Source organism: Sulfuriflexus sp. (assembly GCF_032250955.1).
Lineage (GTDB): Bacteria > Pseudomonadota > Gammaproteobacteria > AKS1 > AKS1 > Sulfuriflexus.
In genome coordinates, this window is record NZ_JAVVES010000012.1 from 1 (window position 1) to 15,229 (window position 15,229).

Annotated in this window: 16 protein-coding genes; 10 read left to right on the forward strand and 6 right to left on the reverse strand. The window is 52.6% G+C overall.

Annotated features, from left to right (window positions below):
- Window positions 1-418 (forward strand): transposase (locus tag RQ738_RS03330; RefSeq protein ID WP_314161997.1); only part of this gene is annotated, 418 nt, incomplete at its 5' end.
- A gap of 235 nt (window positions 419-653) precedes the next feature.
- Here RQ738_RS03330 and RQ738_RS03335 read toward each other — a convergent pair.
- The gene (locus RQ738_RS03335; protein ID WP_314161998.1) at window positions 654-2,054 is read right to left on the reverse strand and encodes an aspartate ammonia-lyase; all 1,401 of its coding nucleotides are present in this window, start codon (window positions 2,052-2,054) and stop codon (window positions 654-656) included.
- 137 nt (window positions 2,055-2,191) lie between these two features.
- Between RQ738_RS03335 and RQ738_RS03340 the strand changes: the two genes are divergently transcribed.
- The 5 genes from RQ738_RS03340 (at window position 2,192) to RQ738_RS03360 (ending at window position 5,655) form a co-directional block, all read left to right on the forward strand.
- Window positions 2,192-2,692, forward strand: a complete 501-nt coding sequence (locus RQ738_RS03340) for a TlpA disulfide reductase family protein (protein WP_314162000.1) — start codon at window positions 2,192-2,194, stop codon at window positions 2,690-2,692.
- 65 nt (window positions 2,693-2,757) lie between these two features.
- On the forward strand, window positions 2,758-3,246 hold the full coding sequence (locus RQ738_RS03345; RefSeq protein WP_314162001.1) for a thioredoxin family protein: 489 nt from the start codon (window positions 2,758-2,760) through the stop codon (window positions 3,244-3,246).
- A 35-nt stretch (window positions 3,247-3,281) separates the two neighbouring features.
- Window positions 3,282-4,604 carry a TolC family protein gene (locus RQ738_RS03350; RefSeq protein WP_314162002.1) on the forward strand — a complete coding sequence of 441 codons (1,323 nt, stop codon included), beginning with the start codon at window positions 3,282-3,284 and terminating at the stop codon, window positions 4,602-4,604.
- 56 nt (window positions 4,605-4,660) lie between these two features.
- The gene (locus RQ738_RS03355) at window positions 4,661-5,383 is read left to right on the forward strand and encodes an efflux RND transporter periplasmic adaptor subunit (protein WP_314162004.1); all 723 of its coding nucleotides are present in this window, start codon (window positions 4,661-4,663) and stop codon (window positions 5,381-5,383) included.
- Complete coding sequence (locus RQ738_RS03360) at window positions 5,380-5,655, forward strand: acylphosphatase (RefSeq protein ID WP_314162006.1); 276 nt, start codon at window positions 5,380-5,382, stop codon at window positions 5,653-5,655. The genes RQ738_RS03355 and RQ738_RS03360 overlap by 4 nt, the downstream gene beginning before the upstream one ends.
- Before the next feature lie 168 nt (window positions 5,656-5,823).
- Here the strand turns inward: RQ738_RS03360 and RQ738_RS03365 are convergent, their stop codons facing one another.
- From RQ738_RS03365 to RQ738_RS03375, 3 genes are all read right to left on the reverse strand, one after another.
- Entirely contained in the window at window positions 5,824-6,456 is a 633-nt protein-coding gene (locus RQ738_RS03365) for a lytic transglycosylase domain-containing protein (protein WP_314162009.1), read from the reverse strand.
- A gap of 27 nt (window positions 6,457-6,483) precedes the next feature.
- Entirely contained in the window at window positions 6,484-8,193 is a 1,710-nt protein-coding gene (locus RQ738_RS03370; protein ID WP_314162011.1) for a proline--tRNA ligase, read from the reverse strand.
- Between the two features lie 170 nt (window positions 8,194-8,363).
- Entirely contained in the window at window positions 8,364-8,636 is a 273-nt protein-coding gene (locus RQ738_RS03375) for a DUF4124 domain-containing protein (RefSeq protein ID WP_314162012.1), read from the reverse strand.
- Window positions 8,637-9,027: 391 nt separating this feature from the next.
- On the opposite strand from RQ738_RS03375, the gene RQ738_RS03380 reads away from it, so the two are divergent.
- Both RQ738_RS03380 and RQ738_RS03385 read left to right on the forward strand, forming a co-directional pair.
- Window positions 9,028-10,152 carry an MBL fold metallo-hydrolase gene (locus tag RQ738_RS03380; protein ID WP_314162013.1) on the forward strand — a complete coding sequence of 375 codons (1,125 nt, stop codon included), beginning with the start codon at window positions 9,028-9,030 and terminating at the stop codon, window positions 10,150-10,152.
- A gap of 256 nt (window positions 10,153-10,408) precedes the next feature.
- Window positions 10,409-10,633, forward strand: a complete 225-nt coding sequence (locus RQ738_RS03385) for an acetyltransferase (RefSeq protein WP_314162014.1) — start codon at window positions 10,409-10,411, stop codon at window positions 10,631-10,633.
- A gap of 79 nt (window positions 10,634-10,712) precedes the next feature.
- Here RQ738_RS03385 and RQ738_RS03390 read toward each other — a convergent pair whose 3' ends face one another.
- Window positions 10,713-12,488 carry a GspE/PulE family protein gene (locus RQ738_RS03390; RefSeq protein ID WP_314162016.1) on the reverse strand — a complete coding sequence of 592 codons (1,776 nt, stop codon included), beginning with the start codon at window positions 12,486-12,488 and terminating at the stop codon, window positions 10,713-10,715.
- 437 nt (window positions 12,489-12,925) lie between these two features.
- Here RQ738_RS03390 and RQ738_RS03395 point away from each other — a divergent pair, with 437 nt between their 5' ends.
- The gene (locus RQ738_RS03395) at window positions 12,926-13,519 is read left to right on the forward strand and encodes a class I SAM-dependent methyltransferase (RefSeq protein WP_314162017.1); all 594 of its coding nucleotides are present in this window, start codon (window positions 12,926-12,928) and stop codon (window positions 13,517-13,519) included.
- Between the two features lie 532 nt (window positions 13,520-14,051).
- On the opposite strand, the gene RQ738_RS03400 is transcribed toward RQ738_RS03395, so the two are convergent.
- On the reverse strand, window positions 14,052-14,516 hold the full coding sequence (locus tag RQ738_RS03400) for a DUF4124 domain-containing protein (protein ID WP_314162018.1): 465 nt from the start codon (window positions 14,514-14,516) through the stop codon (window positions 14,052-14,054).
- Between the two features lie 348 nt (window positions 14,517-14,864).
- Here RQ738_RS03400 and RQ738_RS03405 point away from each other — a divergent pair, with 348 nt between their 5' ends.
- Window positions 14,865-15,152: a hypothetical protein gene (locus RQ738_RS03405; RefSeq protein WP_314162020.1), complete on the forward strand. Its 288-nt coding sequence runs from the start codon at window positions 14,865-14,867 to the stop codon at window positions 15,150-15,152.
- Window positions 15,153-15,229 lie beyond the last annotated feature (77 nt).

Genomic DNA, 15,229 nt, shown 5'->3' on the forward strand with positions numbered 1-15,229 from the left:
GTATCGTCATCGCTGGGAGATTGAACTGGGCTACCGGGAGATGAAACAGTATCTGCTGCAGAATCGGCTAACACTGCGCAGCCGAAAACCGGAGATGGTGCGCCAGGAGTTATGGGGCGTGTTGCTTGCCTATAACCTGCTGCGCTTTCAAATGGCACAGATGGCCTATTCGCTAAAGGGGGTGGAGCCGAATCAGCTGAGCTTTAGCCAGGCAACGGCTTTTCTCATCAAAGAACTGATGATGTTGCCCGCTGTCTCGCCGGGACGTATACCGGAAGTGCTCAATCATATCACCGCCATGGCTCAGGCTTTTGTCTTGCCTCAGCGAAGGGAGCGGGCCTATCCACGTGTCGTTAAAAAACGACCTCAGCGCTACCCTATTGTTAAAACTAAAAAAAGAAATGCCGGTCAGTCTTAACTGACCGGCATTACGGCATTGCCGGGCGTTTTTTTTGGATTGATGATCGCGGAATGATGATTGATGATTTTCTAAATTCATCGGTTATGGCTTAAACGAATGTGCTCATGTAGATATGGGCACAGGATTACATTTCATAGCCTGAACTGACCCACGCATTCATCGCTCATAGAACCCTTTCAGGGTTCATTATGAGTACCTCACCCTTCGGGTCGAGGCAATCATCAATCATCAATCACTCCACAATCCCATCCCGTGCAGCCTTGAGCACAATGGCATCAAAGTCTTTGATATCCATGATATTTTTCTCGGCAACGATATCCCGCACCGGTTTACCACTTTTTTCCGATTCCTTGGCTATCTCGGCGGCCTTTGCATAACCAATGTGCGTGTTGAGCAGGGTGGCGAGACCGACACTGCTGTGGAGGAAGACCGCGCATCGCTCACGATCAATGCTGATGCCTTTGAGGTTTTTATCGGTGGCAGCGTTTACAGCATTGGTTAACCACTCCATCGCATCGAACAGGGCCGAACCGAGCGCCGGCATCATGACATTGAGCTCCAGCTGTCCCGCCTGGGTCATGAGTGCGATGGCATGGTCCTGTCCGAGCACCTGGTAGCAGACCTGGTTGAGCATCTCGAACATGACCGGGTTGATCTTGCCTGGCATGATGCTGGAGCCGGGTTGTACCGGTGGTAACATGATTTCGCCGAGTCCGGTACGCGGACCCGAGGCGAGCAAGCGCATATCGTTACTGATGCGGGTCAACTCCAGGGTCAGGCCGCGAATTGCCGCAGACAGGTTTTGCACATCGCCCATGGATTGCATCTGCGCGGCGAGATCATCGGCCGGGCGAATCGCCTCACCGCTCAAGCGGGCCAGCTCCCGGGCGACGTTTTCGATGTAGCCGGGTGAGGTGTTCAGACCGGTGCCGGCGGCAGAGCCACCGAGGCCGATTTCACATAGCGGGTTGCGGCAAGCGACAATCTGCCTGGCAACACGGCGCAGGGTAAAGGCATAAGCACCAAATTCACGGCCGATGGTGGTCGGCACGGCATCCTGCAGATGGGTGCGGGCACTCTTGACGGTATCGACCTCCCGCTTGGCAATGCGGGCAAATTCGCTGGCCATGGATTCGATGGCCTCGAGCAGACGCGGCAACTTGGCAAGCGCCGCCAGGCGAATGGCGGTGGGGATAGTGTCATTGGTGCTCTGTCCCATGTTGACGTCATCATTCGGGTTTACGGGGTGGTAGGCGCCACGCTCACCGCCGAGGGCAACATTGGCCAGATTGGCCACGACCTCGTTGCTGTTCATGTTATGGCTGGTGCCCGCGCCCGCCTGGAAGCGGTCGACCACGAACTGGTCCATGTATTGGCCACCGAGGATCTTGTCACAGGCCTCGATGATGGCATCCCGTTGTTGCTCGGTCAGCCAGCCCGGCTGGCAATTGGCAACCGCGGCGGCGCGCTTGATGCGAATATGGGCATGGACAAAGTCGGGGTCAGGGCGGCGTCCACTGATAGGGAAGTTTTCAATGGCACGGGCGGTCTGTATGCCGTACCAGGCATCGGCAGGCACCTCGAGTTCACCAAGGCTGTCCTTTTCCATACGGGTCTTGTTATGATTAGCCATCTTGAAGGTCTCGTATACTTTAAAGTGATATATAATACAATTATCCCACAACCCGGCGTCGAACTCAGCCGTTGCGTGGAACAGATGTCGGTTTTCCTGGTCAGACTAGATAGAAACCCGGGTACCAGGAGGACTTAATGCGTTTTGCGGTAAACAAAATGATTTTGGCACTTTGTGCTCTTGGCCTGTTGATGGGGAATGCACAGGCGGTGGACTTTTCCATTGAGGACATCCATGGCAAAACCCACAAGCTTTCCGATTACCGCGGCAAGTGGGTAGTCGTGAATTACTGGGCCACCTGGTGCCCGCCATGCCTCGACGAGATCCCGGATCTGGTCGAGTTTCACGACAAGCACAGGGAGAAGGATGCCGTGGTGCTGGGCATCAATACCGAGGCCCTGACAGCAGATCGCCTGCGCGATTTTGCGGATAGCTATTTTGTCAGCTACCCGGTGCTCATCGGTGAACCCGTCGCCGATGCTGACTATATGCTTGGTCCTATCCCTGGATTGCCGACGACCTATATTGTTTCGCCAAAGGGTGAGGTGTTGACCCGGAACGTCGGGCCATTAACTGGTAGTATGATCGAAGACTATATCACTGAAGCCTGCAAGGATAAAAAATACGACGTCTGCTAAAGGCAGAACAGAGAGATAAAATTATGTGTTTTAAACGTTCATTCCTGTTTTTACTGGTAGCCTTCATGAGTCTGGGTATGGCCCAGGCAAGCTCGCCGCGCGACCCTTATATACATTTCTTCCAACAGTCGCTGGGCGATTTTTCCGAGGAGTTGCAGGTCGCGAAGGAAGACGGCAAGAAGGCCGTGATGCTGTTTTTTGAACAGGACGAATGCCCGTTCTGTCATTACATGAAAAATACGGTACTGAACCAGCCCGAAGTACAGGAGTACTTTCGAAAACACTTTGCCCTGTTTGCCATCGACATTGAGGGTGACATTGAAATGACCGACTTTGAAGGTCAAACCATGAAAATGAAGGATTTTGCCTTCAAACTGAATCGCGTGCGTGCTACACCGGTGATCGCCTTCTACGATATGGAAGGTGAGCGTGTGGTTCGCTATATTGGCAAGACCTCGGATGCGGATGAATTCATGTTGCTGGGACACTTCGTTGCTGAAGGGAAATATAAAGACATGCGTTTTACCAAATACAAGCGCGAACAACGAAAATAATGAGATTATAAAAAGCGTTCAGATAGGCTCTGTTTATGTCAGTAACTGGAATGGTTTGTGGCGGGTTGCTGCTTGTTCTTGCGGGCACGTCCGCCCTTGTTAGCGCTGAAGATGAAGCGTTTACCATGCCGGCGACTATCACCCTCGATTTTGCCCTGCAACAGGCCGATAGTACCCATCCCGAACTTGAACAGGCCCGTGTGGCTATTGAACTGGCTGAATCGGAGCGCCTGAATGCCGAGGCGCTGACCGGCACCAATGTCTCCATTGATGCACAGTTAATCTACGTTAACCCAAACAGCAGCGCACAGGATCAAAGGCATGATGATCATATTGTCAGTTTGCTGGCGAGTAAGAATCTCTATGACTTCGGCCGTAGTGCGGCTGCTGAGAAAGCCGCGGCGGCGGCCGTGCAAGGCGAGCAGAAGAACCTCATTGATGTGCGTAATCAGCGTCGCCTGGAAATCATGCAACGTTATTTTGATACCCTGCTCGCTGATCTGGCCTATCTGCGCGATAACGAGGATATGGCCGTGGCCTTTATTCAGTTTGACAAGGCGCGCGATCGTCGCGAGGTCGGGCAGGTCTCCGATATTGAAGTCCTGAATGAGCAAAATGGCTATCAGCAGATCCGCTTGAAGCGTTATCGCAGCGAGGCCAGGCAACGCAGTGCACGGGCACGCCTGGCGCTGGCCATGAACCGTCCCAATCAGTTGCCTGCCAATCTGCAAACCCCCGAGTTAAGTGACCTGCAGCGTGAACGTCCTGAGCTGGAAGTGCTGCAGGAACAGGCCAGAAAGAATAACCCGCTCCTGCATGCCGCCAGGGCACGGCTCGTGGCCGCGCAGGCTCGCGTTGACGAGGCGCACGCGAGTGATAACCCGGTGCTGAGTGGTGAGTTTGAGGCCAGTGATTACAATCGTGCCTTTGGTTCCCGCGATGATGTCCGGATTGGGCTGCGCCTGAATATCCCGTTAACAGACGGGGGCCGCAACAAGGCCGACGTCGCCAAACAGCGTGCCAGGCTGCGGCAGGCGCGGGCAAGTTATGCCGAACAGCAACGGAAGCTGGAACAGGTCATACTGGAAACGTGGCTGGAACTGGGGTCATTAAGTGCCCAGCTTGATCAGGCCACTGCGCAACTGAATTACACGGAATTATACCTGGATCAGCGTCGGGCGCTTTATGAACTTGAGGCCCAGGCAAATCTTGGTGATGCCATGGTGCAGATTTCAGAAGCACAGCGTTATATGGCTGAAACGCGATTTAAAACGGCAATGGCATGGGCGCGTCTCGATGCCCTGTTGGGCAATACGGTCTACGCACAGGCACCGGTCGCAACCGGAGAGGGCAAATAATAATGATCTGTTTACGTAATTTTCTCTTGGCGGCTGTTAGCGGTATGTATCTGCTGATGAACATGAATATAGTGCTGGCTGCGAATATTGATGCCACGGTAAACTGGTCACAGCGTGTGGAAATGAGCACCGGGGTATCGGGCACGGTCGCTAGCGTAAATGTAAAAGCCGGCGATCGGGTTGAACCGGGCCAACTGTTGCTGGCACTGGATGCGACACGCTTCAAGGCCACCTTGCAAGCAGCAAAAGCGACACAACGGTCTGCTCGCTATGCACTGGATGAAGCCAGGCGGGAATGGGAACGGGCCGAGGAACTCTATGAACGCACAGTGCTTGCAGATCGCGATTTGCAGCTGGCTGAAAATGCCTACGTGGCGGCACAGGCAAACATGGCCCGAGCCGATGCAGCATTGGCGAATGCCGGGAAAGACCTTGGCGAAAGCATGATCCGGGCACCGTTTGCCGCGGTAGTGGTGTCACGCCAGGCCGAGATTGGTCAGACCGTGATTACCCAGTTACAGGCCGTACCGATGCTGACTGTGGCGGCAAGTGATTACTACCTTGCGCATGGCTTGCTGGGGCTGTCTGATCTGAATGCGCTGCGTGTGGGTCAGGCTGTCGATGTCAGTACAAGTGGTGAGCGTTTCCCGGGGGAGATCGTGAATCTCGGTCTGGAGCCGGTCGATGTCAAGCAGGGCCTGTATGCTGTAGAAGTACGGTTTGCGGCGCCGGATAGCATCGTCCGGGCCGGACAACACGCGGTGCTGCATTTGCCATGAAGCAATGTGTCCACTGTATTGTGAGTGGGCATGTGCAAGGGGTTTTTTATCGTGCCGCGACAGAAGAGCAGGCAGGACGTCTGGGCCTCAGCGGCTGGATAAAGAACCTGCCTGATGGCCGGGTCGAAGTCACCGCCTGCGGTACCGAACCACAACTCAAGCAACTTCAAGCCTGGCTCTGGCAAGGCCCGACGCATGCGCAGGTTAGTGAGGTTGCGTGTGAAGAAATCGCTGCCACTGATGTGGGCGACGACTTCGAGGTACGGTATTAAGGGATTGATGATTGCAGATTGATGATTTAAAAATCAGTGTTCGTAAGTCAGATTAGTGCTGTATGCAAAATATGACCTTCTTTTCTGAAAAACCAATTAACTGCAAAGTTCGCATAGAGTACATTACAGATTTTAAACATTCATCAATCATCAATCTGCAATCATCAATTATCTCCTATACCAGCGCCTGGCCAGCGCATCCAGTACCTTGTCGGAATAACGGGTGCTACCGAGGCTGCCGTTATAACGTGCCAGGCCACGGACCAGGTTGCCTTTTTCCTTCTGGATATAGTGTCGCAGGATGGTGCAGCCCATACGCAGGTTGGTGCGCAGGTGAAACAGGTTGTCATCCGGTTTGCCGATCTCCTTCAGCCAGAAAGGCATGATTTGCATCATGCCACGAGCGCCGACACGCGAGATGGCGAAACGATCAAAATTACTTTCGATATGAATAACAGACAATACCAGCTCAGGCGGGAGCTCGGCACGACGCGCCTCGTAATGCACCTGCTTGAGAAGATGTAGGCGTTTTTTTGTATCCGGAATACGCCTTTCCAGGCGGGTCGACATGTCCAGCAACCATACTTCGGCATCAAAGCGGTCTTCAAAACTGTCGGCGCTGTTAATAGCCTCGCTTAACAGGGTGCGGAGCTCATCATCGGGACGTTCCTGCGTGGCGGCTTGTACGCCAGACATCCCGAACAGGAACAACAACAGCATGCCAAGGAGGCGCCCGGCATGTCGCAACCGCGCGACCACAATATGGCAAGGGCAAGCGAGAAAGGTATGTCCTGTTATCATCTTTGCCTGTCTTGTTCAGAATGTTGGTCAGTTACCGAGTTGCTCTTTCAGGAAATTGATGACGTTATCCAGAGCGATCTCGGTCTTTTCCGTGTCGCGCCGGCCTTTGTATTCCAGAGTGCCTGCATCGAGGCCTTTCTCGCCAATCACGATACGGTGCGGGATACCCACCAGTTCCATGTCCGCAAACATGACGCCGGGACGCTCTTTGCGATCATCGAACAGCACATCAAACCCGGCATCCTGTAACTGAGTATAGAGGGTTTCCGTGGCTTCGCGAACGCGCTGTGACTTGTGCATGTTCATCGGCAGCAAAGCAACGTTAAACGGCGCAATGGTATCCGGCCAGATGATGCCGTTGTCATCATGGTTCTGCTCAATGGCAGCGGCCACGACGCGGGTCACGCCGATGCCATAGCAGCCCATGGTCATGGTCTGTTGCTTGCCGTTTTCATCCAGCACGTTAGCATTCATGGTGGCACTGTATTTCTGGCCGAGCTGGAAGATGTGGCCTACCTCGATACCGCGGGCGATCGACAGCGTGCCCTTGCCGTCCGGGCTCGGGTCACCGGCAACCACATTACGTATGTCCACTATAGCCGCCGGTTCCGGCAGGTCGCGGTCCCAGTTCACATTTTTCAGGTGTTGGTCTTCTACATTGGCACCGCAGACAAAATCGGCCAGCGCCGCCGCGGCGCGATCGACCATGAGCGGAATCTCAAGCCCAACCGGGCCGAGCGAGCCGACCTTGCAACCGACGGCCCTTAGGATCCTGTCCTCCTCCGCCAAGCACAAGGGCGCGGCTACGCCGTCGAGTTTTTCGGCCTTGATGCTGTTGAGTTCGTGATCGCCGCGCAAGACGAGCGCGACAAGGCCGTCTTCCTCGCCCTCGACAATGAGGGTCTTGATGCATTGTGCGGCATCAACCTTGAGAAAGCGGCTGACTTCTTCAATGCTGTATTGTCCGGGGGTATCGACCGTGCTCATTTCTGCAGAGGCAGGCGGCCGCCTGATCGTACAGACGGCCTCGGCCAGCTCGACATTGGCGGCGTACTCGCTGCCGTCACTGAAGGCAATGGCATCTTCACCGGAGGCAGCCAGTACATGGAATTCGTGTGAGACGGCACCACCGATGCTACCGGTATCGGCATGTACCGGACGGAATTCGAGTCCCAGACGCGTGAAGATGCGGGTATAGGCCTCGTGCATGACCGCATACGTCTCGCTGAGCGAGTCCTGGTCGAGGTGGAACGAATAGGCATCCTTCATTGTAAACTCGCGGGCACGCATGACCCCGAAGCGCGGACGGATCTCGTCGCGGAACTTGGTCTGGATCTGGTAAAAATTGGCTGGCAACTGCTTGTAGCTGCGCAACTCATGGCGAACCAGATCAGTGATGACCTCTTCATGGGTCGGGCCGAGACAGAACTCGCGATGGTGGCGATCATGAATGCGCAGCAGCTCCGGACCATATTGCTCCCAGCGGCCGGATTCCTGCCATAGCTCGGCAGGCTGGACTACCGGCATAAGCACTTCCTGGGCACCGGCGCGATCCATCTCCTCACGGATAATGGCCTCGACCTTGCGCAGCACACGTAGCCCCAGTGGTAGCCAGTTATAGAGGCCGGCGGCCATTTTGCGGATCATGCCCGCGCGGAGCATGAGCTGGTGGCTGATCACCTCGGCATCGGCCGGAGTTTCCTTGACGGTGGCAAGCAGAAATCTGGAAGTACGCATAGTGTTGTTCTTCTGTCTAAGTAAGGGTCAATAAAACAGGCCTCCCCGCAGGGCAGCCCCGGCTGGAGGTAACCAGCCAGGCATCTGAATATATGGCGTTATTGTAGCAGAGCTTGGCTCAAGGGTTGAGTCGGCTCGCGGGTCAGACGGGGAGATAAGACCAGATTGCCCTAATCCTCGCGCTGGAGTGCCTCTGGCAAGGGCAGGATATTCACATCGCTTCGGACCTCGACCCGTTCAAAGGGGGTGCCCGCAGGCGGCGGGGTCTGGGTGTATTGCCACTGGCCGCTGGCGGAACGCCATTTATAGACGGTGGTGGTGTCGGTTTGCAGACCCGAGGATTGCAACAGGCCCTGGGCCTCGTGACGCAGTGCCGGACTCAGGTGCAGGGCCGCAGCAGCCGTGATCGCGAGTAAGAGGAGGATGTACAGGAGCATTTTCATGCGCTCATTATAAGCGGTTGACAGCCTGTGCATAGTGACTTTTGCGACGCCTGTATCAAGCCGGTTCTCTTTGCCGTTGTCAGCGACCTGCACCGGTCGCACTGCCCGTTGTAACGTGAACATTGCAACGGACGTGATCAGTGACGTAAATATTATTCCGGATACGCGCGTGCCAACAGGGATAAATTGCGGGCCGTGTGCCCGGCATTCATCTGAGGGTTTAGTGCCCGGAAATTGAGTGAGGAGATTTGGCAGTTGTCTTTTGCGATGCTAATGTTATTTATAGTAATCCTGAATGCGCGTGATGGAGCCCCCCCCGGGGTTTGCGTAAATATCATCGTATGGTCGTAAATACGTAATCTGCTATTCGTTTCACATGAAGGATAGGCTTATGATTAATCGCGCAATGAAAATAGAATTTAAACGCCTCTTTAAAGCAATCTTTAAATATTTGTCAAGGCTGTTGTTTCTCTACCTGGCAGGTGTTGGTCAGATTGCCGTTGCACTGGATGGCTCGTTGGTCGAGTCGCGAAGTGTGTCGGAGAGCCTGGATATTCCGCAGCAAGCCATTGATACCAACAAAATCCCCAGTTTCACACTGAATGCAAATGCTGATGACAAACCATTACCGGTCTACAGGTTAAAAGAGAATGTGTATTTTCTGTTTGGTAATATCACAACATTAAATGAACAAAACCGGGGCTGGAATGGCAATGCCGGCTTCATTGTTACTGAAGCCGGTGTGGTCGTTATTGATAGCCTGGGGTCGCCCGCGCTGGGGCGAAGGTTAATGGCCACTATCCGCGAGATTACTGACAAGCCTATCAAATACCTGATCATTACACACAATCATCCTGACCATGCCTATGGTGCCAGTGCTTTCCGTGAACTTGATGGAGTTAAAATTATTGCCCATCAGGGTAATATCGAATATAACAATTCGACCACGGCGCAGCGTTCCATCGAATACAGAAAAAAACTACTGTCTTCGGACATGCACGGCTTCAAGCCCCTGCAGGCCGATATTTATATTAAGTCTGAACCCTTCGGCAAAAAAGAAATCACCCTGGCGGGTGCCCGGTTCCATATTTACAATACCGGCAAGCATCATTCTTATGGCGATCTTGTTGTGCACCAGGTCGAGCAGGGTATTTTGTGGATTTCCGATCTTGCTTTTAATCAGCGCACCACTTATATGGGTGATGGCGACAGCGCACAGATATTAAAGGTGCAGGACTGGCTGAGGCAGACATTTACAGATGTTGTATTAATGGTGCCCGGGCACGGCAGTGCGCAAACGCCACCCTTTCCCATGCTCGAAAAAACCCGTGATTATGTTACCCGCATGCGTGCTGCCATGCGTCAGGCAGTTGAAAATGGTGTTGATATGTATGATGCAGTAAAAAATGTGGAATTTGAAGACTGGAAGGATTCACGGCTTTATGAAGAGAATCAACGCGCAAATGCCAATTTCGTCTACCAGGAAATGGAAAAAGAGTTTTTTGGTAATTTCTGATGAGGACAGAGGTTGCAGAATGACCGCCTGTTTCGCAGGATGGTCTCCCGTGCCTTTAGAGCAGCCTTTCAGGCTGGGGATAGTGCCTATATCAAAATAATGCCTGCACGGTACAGACTTGTTTCTGAAGAAAATGCGGTGGCAAATAACCCCGGCATATGCCGGCGCAGATGATGAAAGGTGTCAGGTTTTGATTGCTTACATGGCAAGAGAATAACGACACCTTTTGCCTGGTGAATATTGACAGGAGGTAGCCGTGCTGCTCACAGAAAGAAAGACTGGCCATATGGTAGAAGTGCTTAGCTGGATCGATTTAATCAATCTGAACAGGGACGAAGTCGTTGGACGTTACCAGGAAGGCGAGGAGGTTCAGGACCCCATGCGGTTCAGGAAAAAAGATTTGATTTTCCTGTCCGGCGAAGCACTGCCACAGTGCTGGACAGACCCGCACTATCGTGATGCCGATTTAGCACGAAAATAATCAAGAGAAAACAAGGAAGCTGTTCCCCCGGGGGGATGTTTGTTCGCAAGGGTCAAAGCGACCTGGGTGGTACGGAAAATTACTCCAGCCTGATCGCAAATACTTCTTCGAGCGTGGTGATGCCGCACCGTGCGAGTTCAATACCGTTCTCGGTCAGGGTTTGCATGCCTTGCTTAATGGCGAGTTTGCGTAACTGGTCTTCCGGCGCGTGTTTATTAATCAGCTCTATCATCTCAGGTGAGATCATTAATAACTCGACAATGGTCGTGCGGCCGTGAAAGCCGCTGTTGTTACAGGTGACGCAGCCCTTGCCGTGATAGAAGACCTCGTTTTTCCTGATTTTCAGCAGCCTGTAGACATCAGGTGCAATGTCTTTTGCTTCTTCCCTGCAGTCGGGACAGATTTTTCTGACCAGGCGTTGGGCGACGACGCCGAGCACTGTTGAGGAAACAAGATACGGCTCGATGCCCATTTCAGTCAGACGCGTGATAGTACTGGGTGCATCATTGGTATGCAGCGTACTAAAAACCAGGTGGCCGGTGAGGGCGGATTTGATGGCAATATGAGCCGTTTCCAGGTCGCGGATTTCACCAATCATGATGACATCCGGATCATGGCGAAGGATATGGCGTAAGGCTTCAGCAAAGGTGTAATCAATGATATTGCTGATCTGTATCTGGTCGACATCGTCCATATCATATTCAACCGGGTCTTCCACGGTAACGATATGAGGCCCGCGCTTCTTGACCTCGTTCAGCGCAGCATAGAGCGTGGTTGACTTGCCTGAGCCGGTTGGCCCGGTGACGAGTATCATGCCATGGTTATGAGTTATCAGTTCCCTGAATTTTTCGAGATCGTTTTCCAGAAAGCCGAGTTCAGGCATGGGGCGCATGCCGACTTCTTTATCGAGGATGCGGATTACTGCGCTCTCACCCTTGATGCTCGGCATGATCGAAATGCGAAAATCAATATTATTGTTCTGATGCACAATGCGCGCGTGCCCATCTTGTGGCCGTCGGCGTTCGGCAATATCCATATTGCCAATGATCTTGATGCGGGCAACCAGTGGCATTAGCAGGGGCTTCTTGAGGCTGCGCGAGTACTGTAATACACCATCAACCCGGTACAGAATATCAGCCTGTTCCTTGCCCGGCCTGATGTGAATATCTGATGCCCCTCGCAGTACCCCCTGCAGAATGATGTTATTTAACAGGCGAACAACGGGTTTCTTGCTGGCTTCATACTCAATGGAATTTACTGACCTGTGTATGTCATCCGGCGTGACCTGTTCATCATCAATTTCCTGAATGATTTGTGCTTCACCGATTTTTCCATAGTAGGTCCCAAGCGCCTGGTTGAGTTCTTCATGTGTGGCGATGACAGGCTCGATCCGGTGGTTACTGTGAAACTGGAGTATTTCAATGGTCTTCAGATCGAGCGGATTTTCCATGGCGACAATAAGTTTATTATTAATAATCGCCAAAGGCATGACAGTGTAGACCAAAGCAATATCCGGAGATATTTCCGCCATTACCTCGGGTAACGGGACATGATGCTTGATAGAAACGCGGGGTATACCGAGTTTTCGCGCCATGGCGATATGAATATCGCTTTCTTTCACCAGTTTCATCTGCACCAGCAATTGCCCAAGTTGAATACCGGGTTGGCGCTGCTGCTTTTCGAGTGCGCTGTCGAGGTCTGACTGCACCAGAAGGCCTTCTTCAATCAGCGCTTCACCAAGATGCAGTTCATGCAATGGCCGGCTAGACCAGAGCACCTTTACAAGGTCATCTACAGAGTGAATATCAGTCGAGATATCAGCCGTTTGCCCGACTGGTAATGATCCGGTTTGCATTGAACTAGCCCCACATTGACATTGATGGAATTCCGCTTCCCCACTCATTTCCCACTTTCTAATTATAGACGAATTTCAATCACTTGTACTTATTGGCATCAAATATCCCCGGGAGCATGAGTTTTTTTTTATTATTCGGGTTATTGTCTGTTTTCAGAGTATCATGGCGTTACTCACCGGAAAGCTTTCGCTCGCTGAAATGGCCGTCAGGCAAATAATATAGGAGATTTACTGATAGCTATGCCTGTAGTTTTCATAGATATAATAATGACAGTGTTTTGCTTATTCAGGTAAGGAAATGGCAGAGCAATGGTTTAACAAGCTTCTGGATACTGATACTGGAAAGATAACCGGGATGGTTAAAAGCATTGCTTCATCGTCTTCTGTATGACCGCCTGATAATTTAACCGACATAATATCAACTCGGGAATGAACGGATGTCAAAGAAAAAAGCAATTAACCACTTGAATCATCGCCGCTTTGCCTTCATCCAGGAGTTTTTGAAACACCCCCTTCAGATTGGTTCGATTATTCCCAGTTCCCGTTTTCTGGAGCAACGCATTGTGAAGGCCGCTGACATCGCTTCAGCCGATGTGGTGGTTGAACTTGGCCCCGGTACGGGCGGTACCACCCGTGCCTTATTACGTGCCATGCCCGCACATGCCAGGCTTTTGTGTATTGAACTTAATCCCAGTTTTCATGCCCTGTTAGGCCGCATTAATGATGAACGCCTCATCACCCACCTCGGTAGCGCACGCGATCTCAGGAAAATCCTTGCCATGTACAACCTGGATGCGCCCAATGTCGTTGTTTCCGGCATTCCTTTTTCGACCATGAGTCATAGTGCAGGAACGGAAATAATTGAAACAATCTCATCCGTACTGGCGCCGAAAGGTCGTTTCGTGGCATATCAGGCGCGAGATCGAGTCGCTATCCTGTGTCGTCCCATCCTGGGCACCGGGCAGTCCGTAACGGAGCTCCTTAACATCCCGCCAATGCGTATTTACCAGTGGCAGAAGCACTTTGCTTGACGGTGTTGTGTGTCTTTAAGTATTTCTACGACTTAACCATGGCGTAGCCTGGCCGTATCATGGAGGTAATCAGGAATTATGCACTCAGGATGAGTGAGTGATAGGTAGTGACATAAACAGAAAACGGATCGTGGTCAAAGGCTGCTACTGTTTTTGTATACGTTGCTCCACGCTGTCCAATGGATATGCCTGGGGTGAGGACACAAGGATTGCGTCGGGACGGCGATAAACTTGCCATCCTGCTGTGTGAGCAGCTATCTCTCCCCGGGTATGGGCCACTTACAATGACAGCGTTTGTCTTGCAGATAAATGGCTGGAATGACGCAAGCTTTATCAGTGCCGGAGCAGCCAGGTTGTAAAACCGCATAAGCAGTTCGGAAAGAGTCCCCCTGTTTTATCTGGCGTTCCCTTGATCGCTTTGCCAGAACCAAACAGGTCAGGTACAGACCAACTATACAGGGGCTGCGGCTTTCTGCCCGCTGAATTTAAAATGTGCCGCCGCTCCAGCCCTGCATGTAGTGCGAGCATTACCTTATTTGCAGTATTTCTTGATAGCGTCGTTGGCCTGCTTGATCTTTTCCTGGCGTTGCTCTTCCGGTAGCAAGGTGGCATTACCGTCCTTGTCGATACTGCGGATCCGCGCATGGGTCTGCAGGAATGCCAGATTTTTTCGGGCCTTGTCACACTTTTGGGCCTTTTCGGCACGTTCGGCGGCCTGTTTATCCGCTTCCGCCTGATTCCTGGCAGAATCCTCCCGGCGCTGCTTGAAGGCCTCGAGGCGTTTTTGCATCTCGGTCTGCGCCTGTTGCGGGTCCACGGCGGGTTTCGGTGCCGGCTTTACATCACTGAAGTCGCCCTTCGGCGGCGGGGTCTGGGTGTACTGGGTGACGCCGTTCTCATCTACCCACTTATAGAACTTGGCCATCGCCGGGTTGGCCAGGCAGAGCAGGCCGGCGAAGAGGGCGGCGGCGATAGCGCCAGACAACTTGTTATTCATGCTTATGTCTCCTGTCCTGATATTGCTTAACTATAGCGCGAAAGTGCAAAAGGCGTTAGTGACGTCGTGCAGGTTTTTGCGACGTCGTATAGGGATTATCTATATTGAAAGTCTTGCCTCAGGCGCAGAAACTCGGAAAGACTGATGAGCATGACAAAACCACCTTCAAGGTATTACATCAAGACGTAACCCAAGTTTTGCCGTTGCCGGCTGTGTCACGAGCATTTCTATGCAGAGATAATAGCGGCAGCGCGCCTGGCGCACCCGGGTTGGAAGATAACAGCCTGCTTTTGTCCTGATTAGCCCGCACAGAGGCGCTCTGACGAGTAAGCGTAAGGAAGATTATCAATGACTACACCTCACGAACAATTGAAAAGAGCCGTCATGATTCTGGATGGAGAGGGTGACATGCGTGATCGGCTCGCCAGCGCCTATCGCTCGGAAGTACAGTATATAGGGCCGGAAGGGCTAAACGAGGAAACGCTTTACATCCTGGAGTCCATTAACGACGAGCTGACCCGGGTAGATGCAGCGGGCGATAAGGATACGATGGACATGTCGGTGGCGGCCATGACGGATGACGCCGTGTCTGAACTGGCAGAGCAGATCCGCAATCTTTTTGAGTTATCACGCTGAACTCGCCATCGGCCAGGCGCGGGCCAGCCACGTTTTCCGCTGACAAATCTGCCGAAAGCCCCGCTTTTTCAATGATA

Bases quoted from the DNA above. Each gene is read 5' to 3' on its own strand.
- RQ738_RS03335 (WP_314161998.1), bottom strand. From the start codon at position 2,054: ATGGCTAATCATAACAAGACCCGTATGGAAAAGGACAGCCTTGGTGAA.
- RQ738_RS03340 (WP_314162000.1), top strand. From the start codon at position 2,192: ATGCGTTTTGCGGTAAACAAAATGATTTTGGCACTTTGTGCTCTTGGC.
- RQ738_RS03345 (WP_314162001.1), top strand. From the start codon at position 2,758: ATGAGTCTGGGTATGGCCCAGGCAAGCTCGCCGCGCGACCCTTATATA.
- RQ738_RS03350 (WP_314162002.1), top strand. From the start codon at position 3,282: ATGTCAGTAACTGGAATGGTTTGTGGCGGGTTGCTGCTTGTTCTTGCG.
- RQ738_RS03355 (WP_314162004.1), top strand. From the start codon at position 4,661: ATGAACATGAATATAGTGCTGGCTGCGAATATTGATGCCACGGTAAAC.
- RQ738_RS03360 (WP_314162006.1), top strand. From the start codon at position 5,380: ATGAAGCAATGTGTCCACTGTATTGTGAGTGGGCATGTGCAAGGGGTT.
- RQ738_RS03365 (WP_314162009.1), bottom strand. From the start codon at position 6,456: ATGATAACAGGACATACCTTTCTCGCTTGCCCTTGCCATATTGTGGTC.
- RQ738_RS03370 (WP_314162011.1), bottom strand. From the start codon at position 8,193: ATGCGTACTTCCAGATTTCTGCTTGCCACCGTCAAGGAAACTCCGGCC.
- RQ738_RS03375 (WP_314162012.1), bottom strand. From the start codon at position 8,636: ATGAAAATGCTCCTGTACATCCTCCTCTTACTCGCGATCACGGCTGCT.
- RQ738_RS03380 (WP_314162013.1), top strand. From the start codon at position 9,028: ATGATTAATCGCGCAATGAAAATAGAATTTAAACGCCTCTTTAAAGCA.
- RQ738_RS03390 (WP_314162016.1), bottom strand. From the start codon at position 12,488: ATGCAAACCGGATCATTACCAGTCGGGCAAACGGCTGATATCTCGACT.
- RQ738_RS03395 (WP_314162017.1), top strand. From the start codon at position 12,926: ATGTCAAAGAAAAAAGCAATTAACCACTTGAATCATCGCCGCTTTGCC.
- RQ738_RS03400 (WP_314162018.1), bottom strand. From the start codon at position 14,516: ATGAATAACAAGTTGTCTGGCGCTATCGCCGCCGCCCTCTTCGCCGGC.
- RQ738_RS03405 (WP_314162020.1), top strand. From the start codon at position 14,865: ATGACTACACCTCACGAACAATTGAAAAGAGCCGTCATGATTCTGGAT.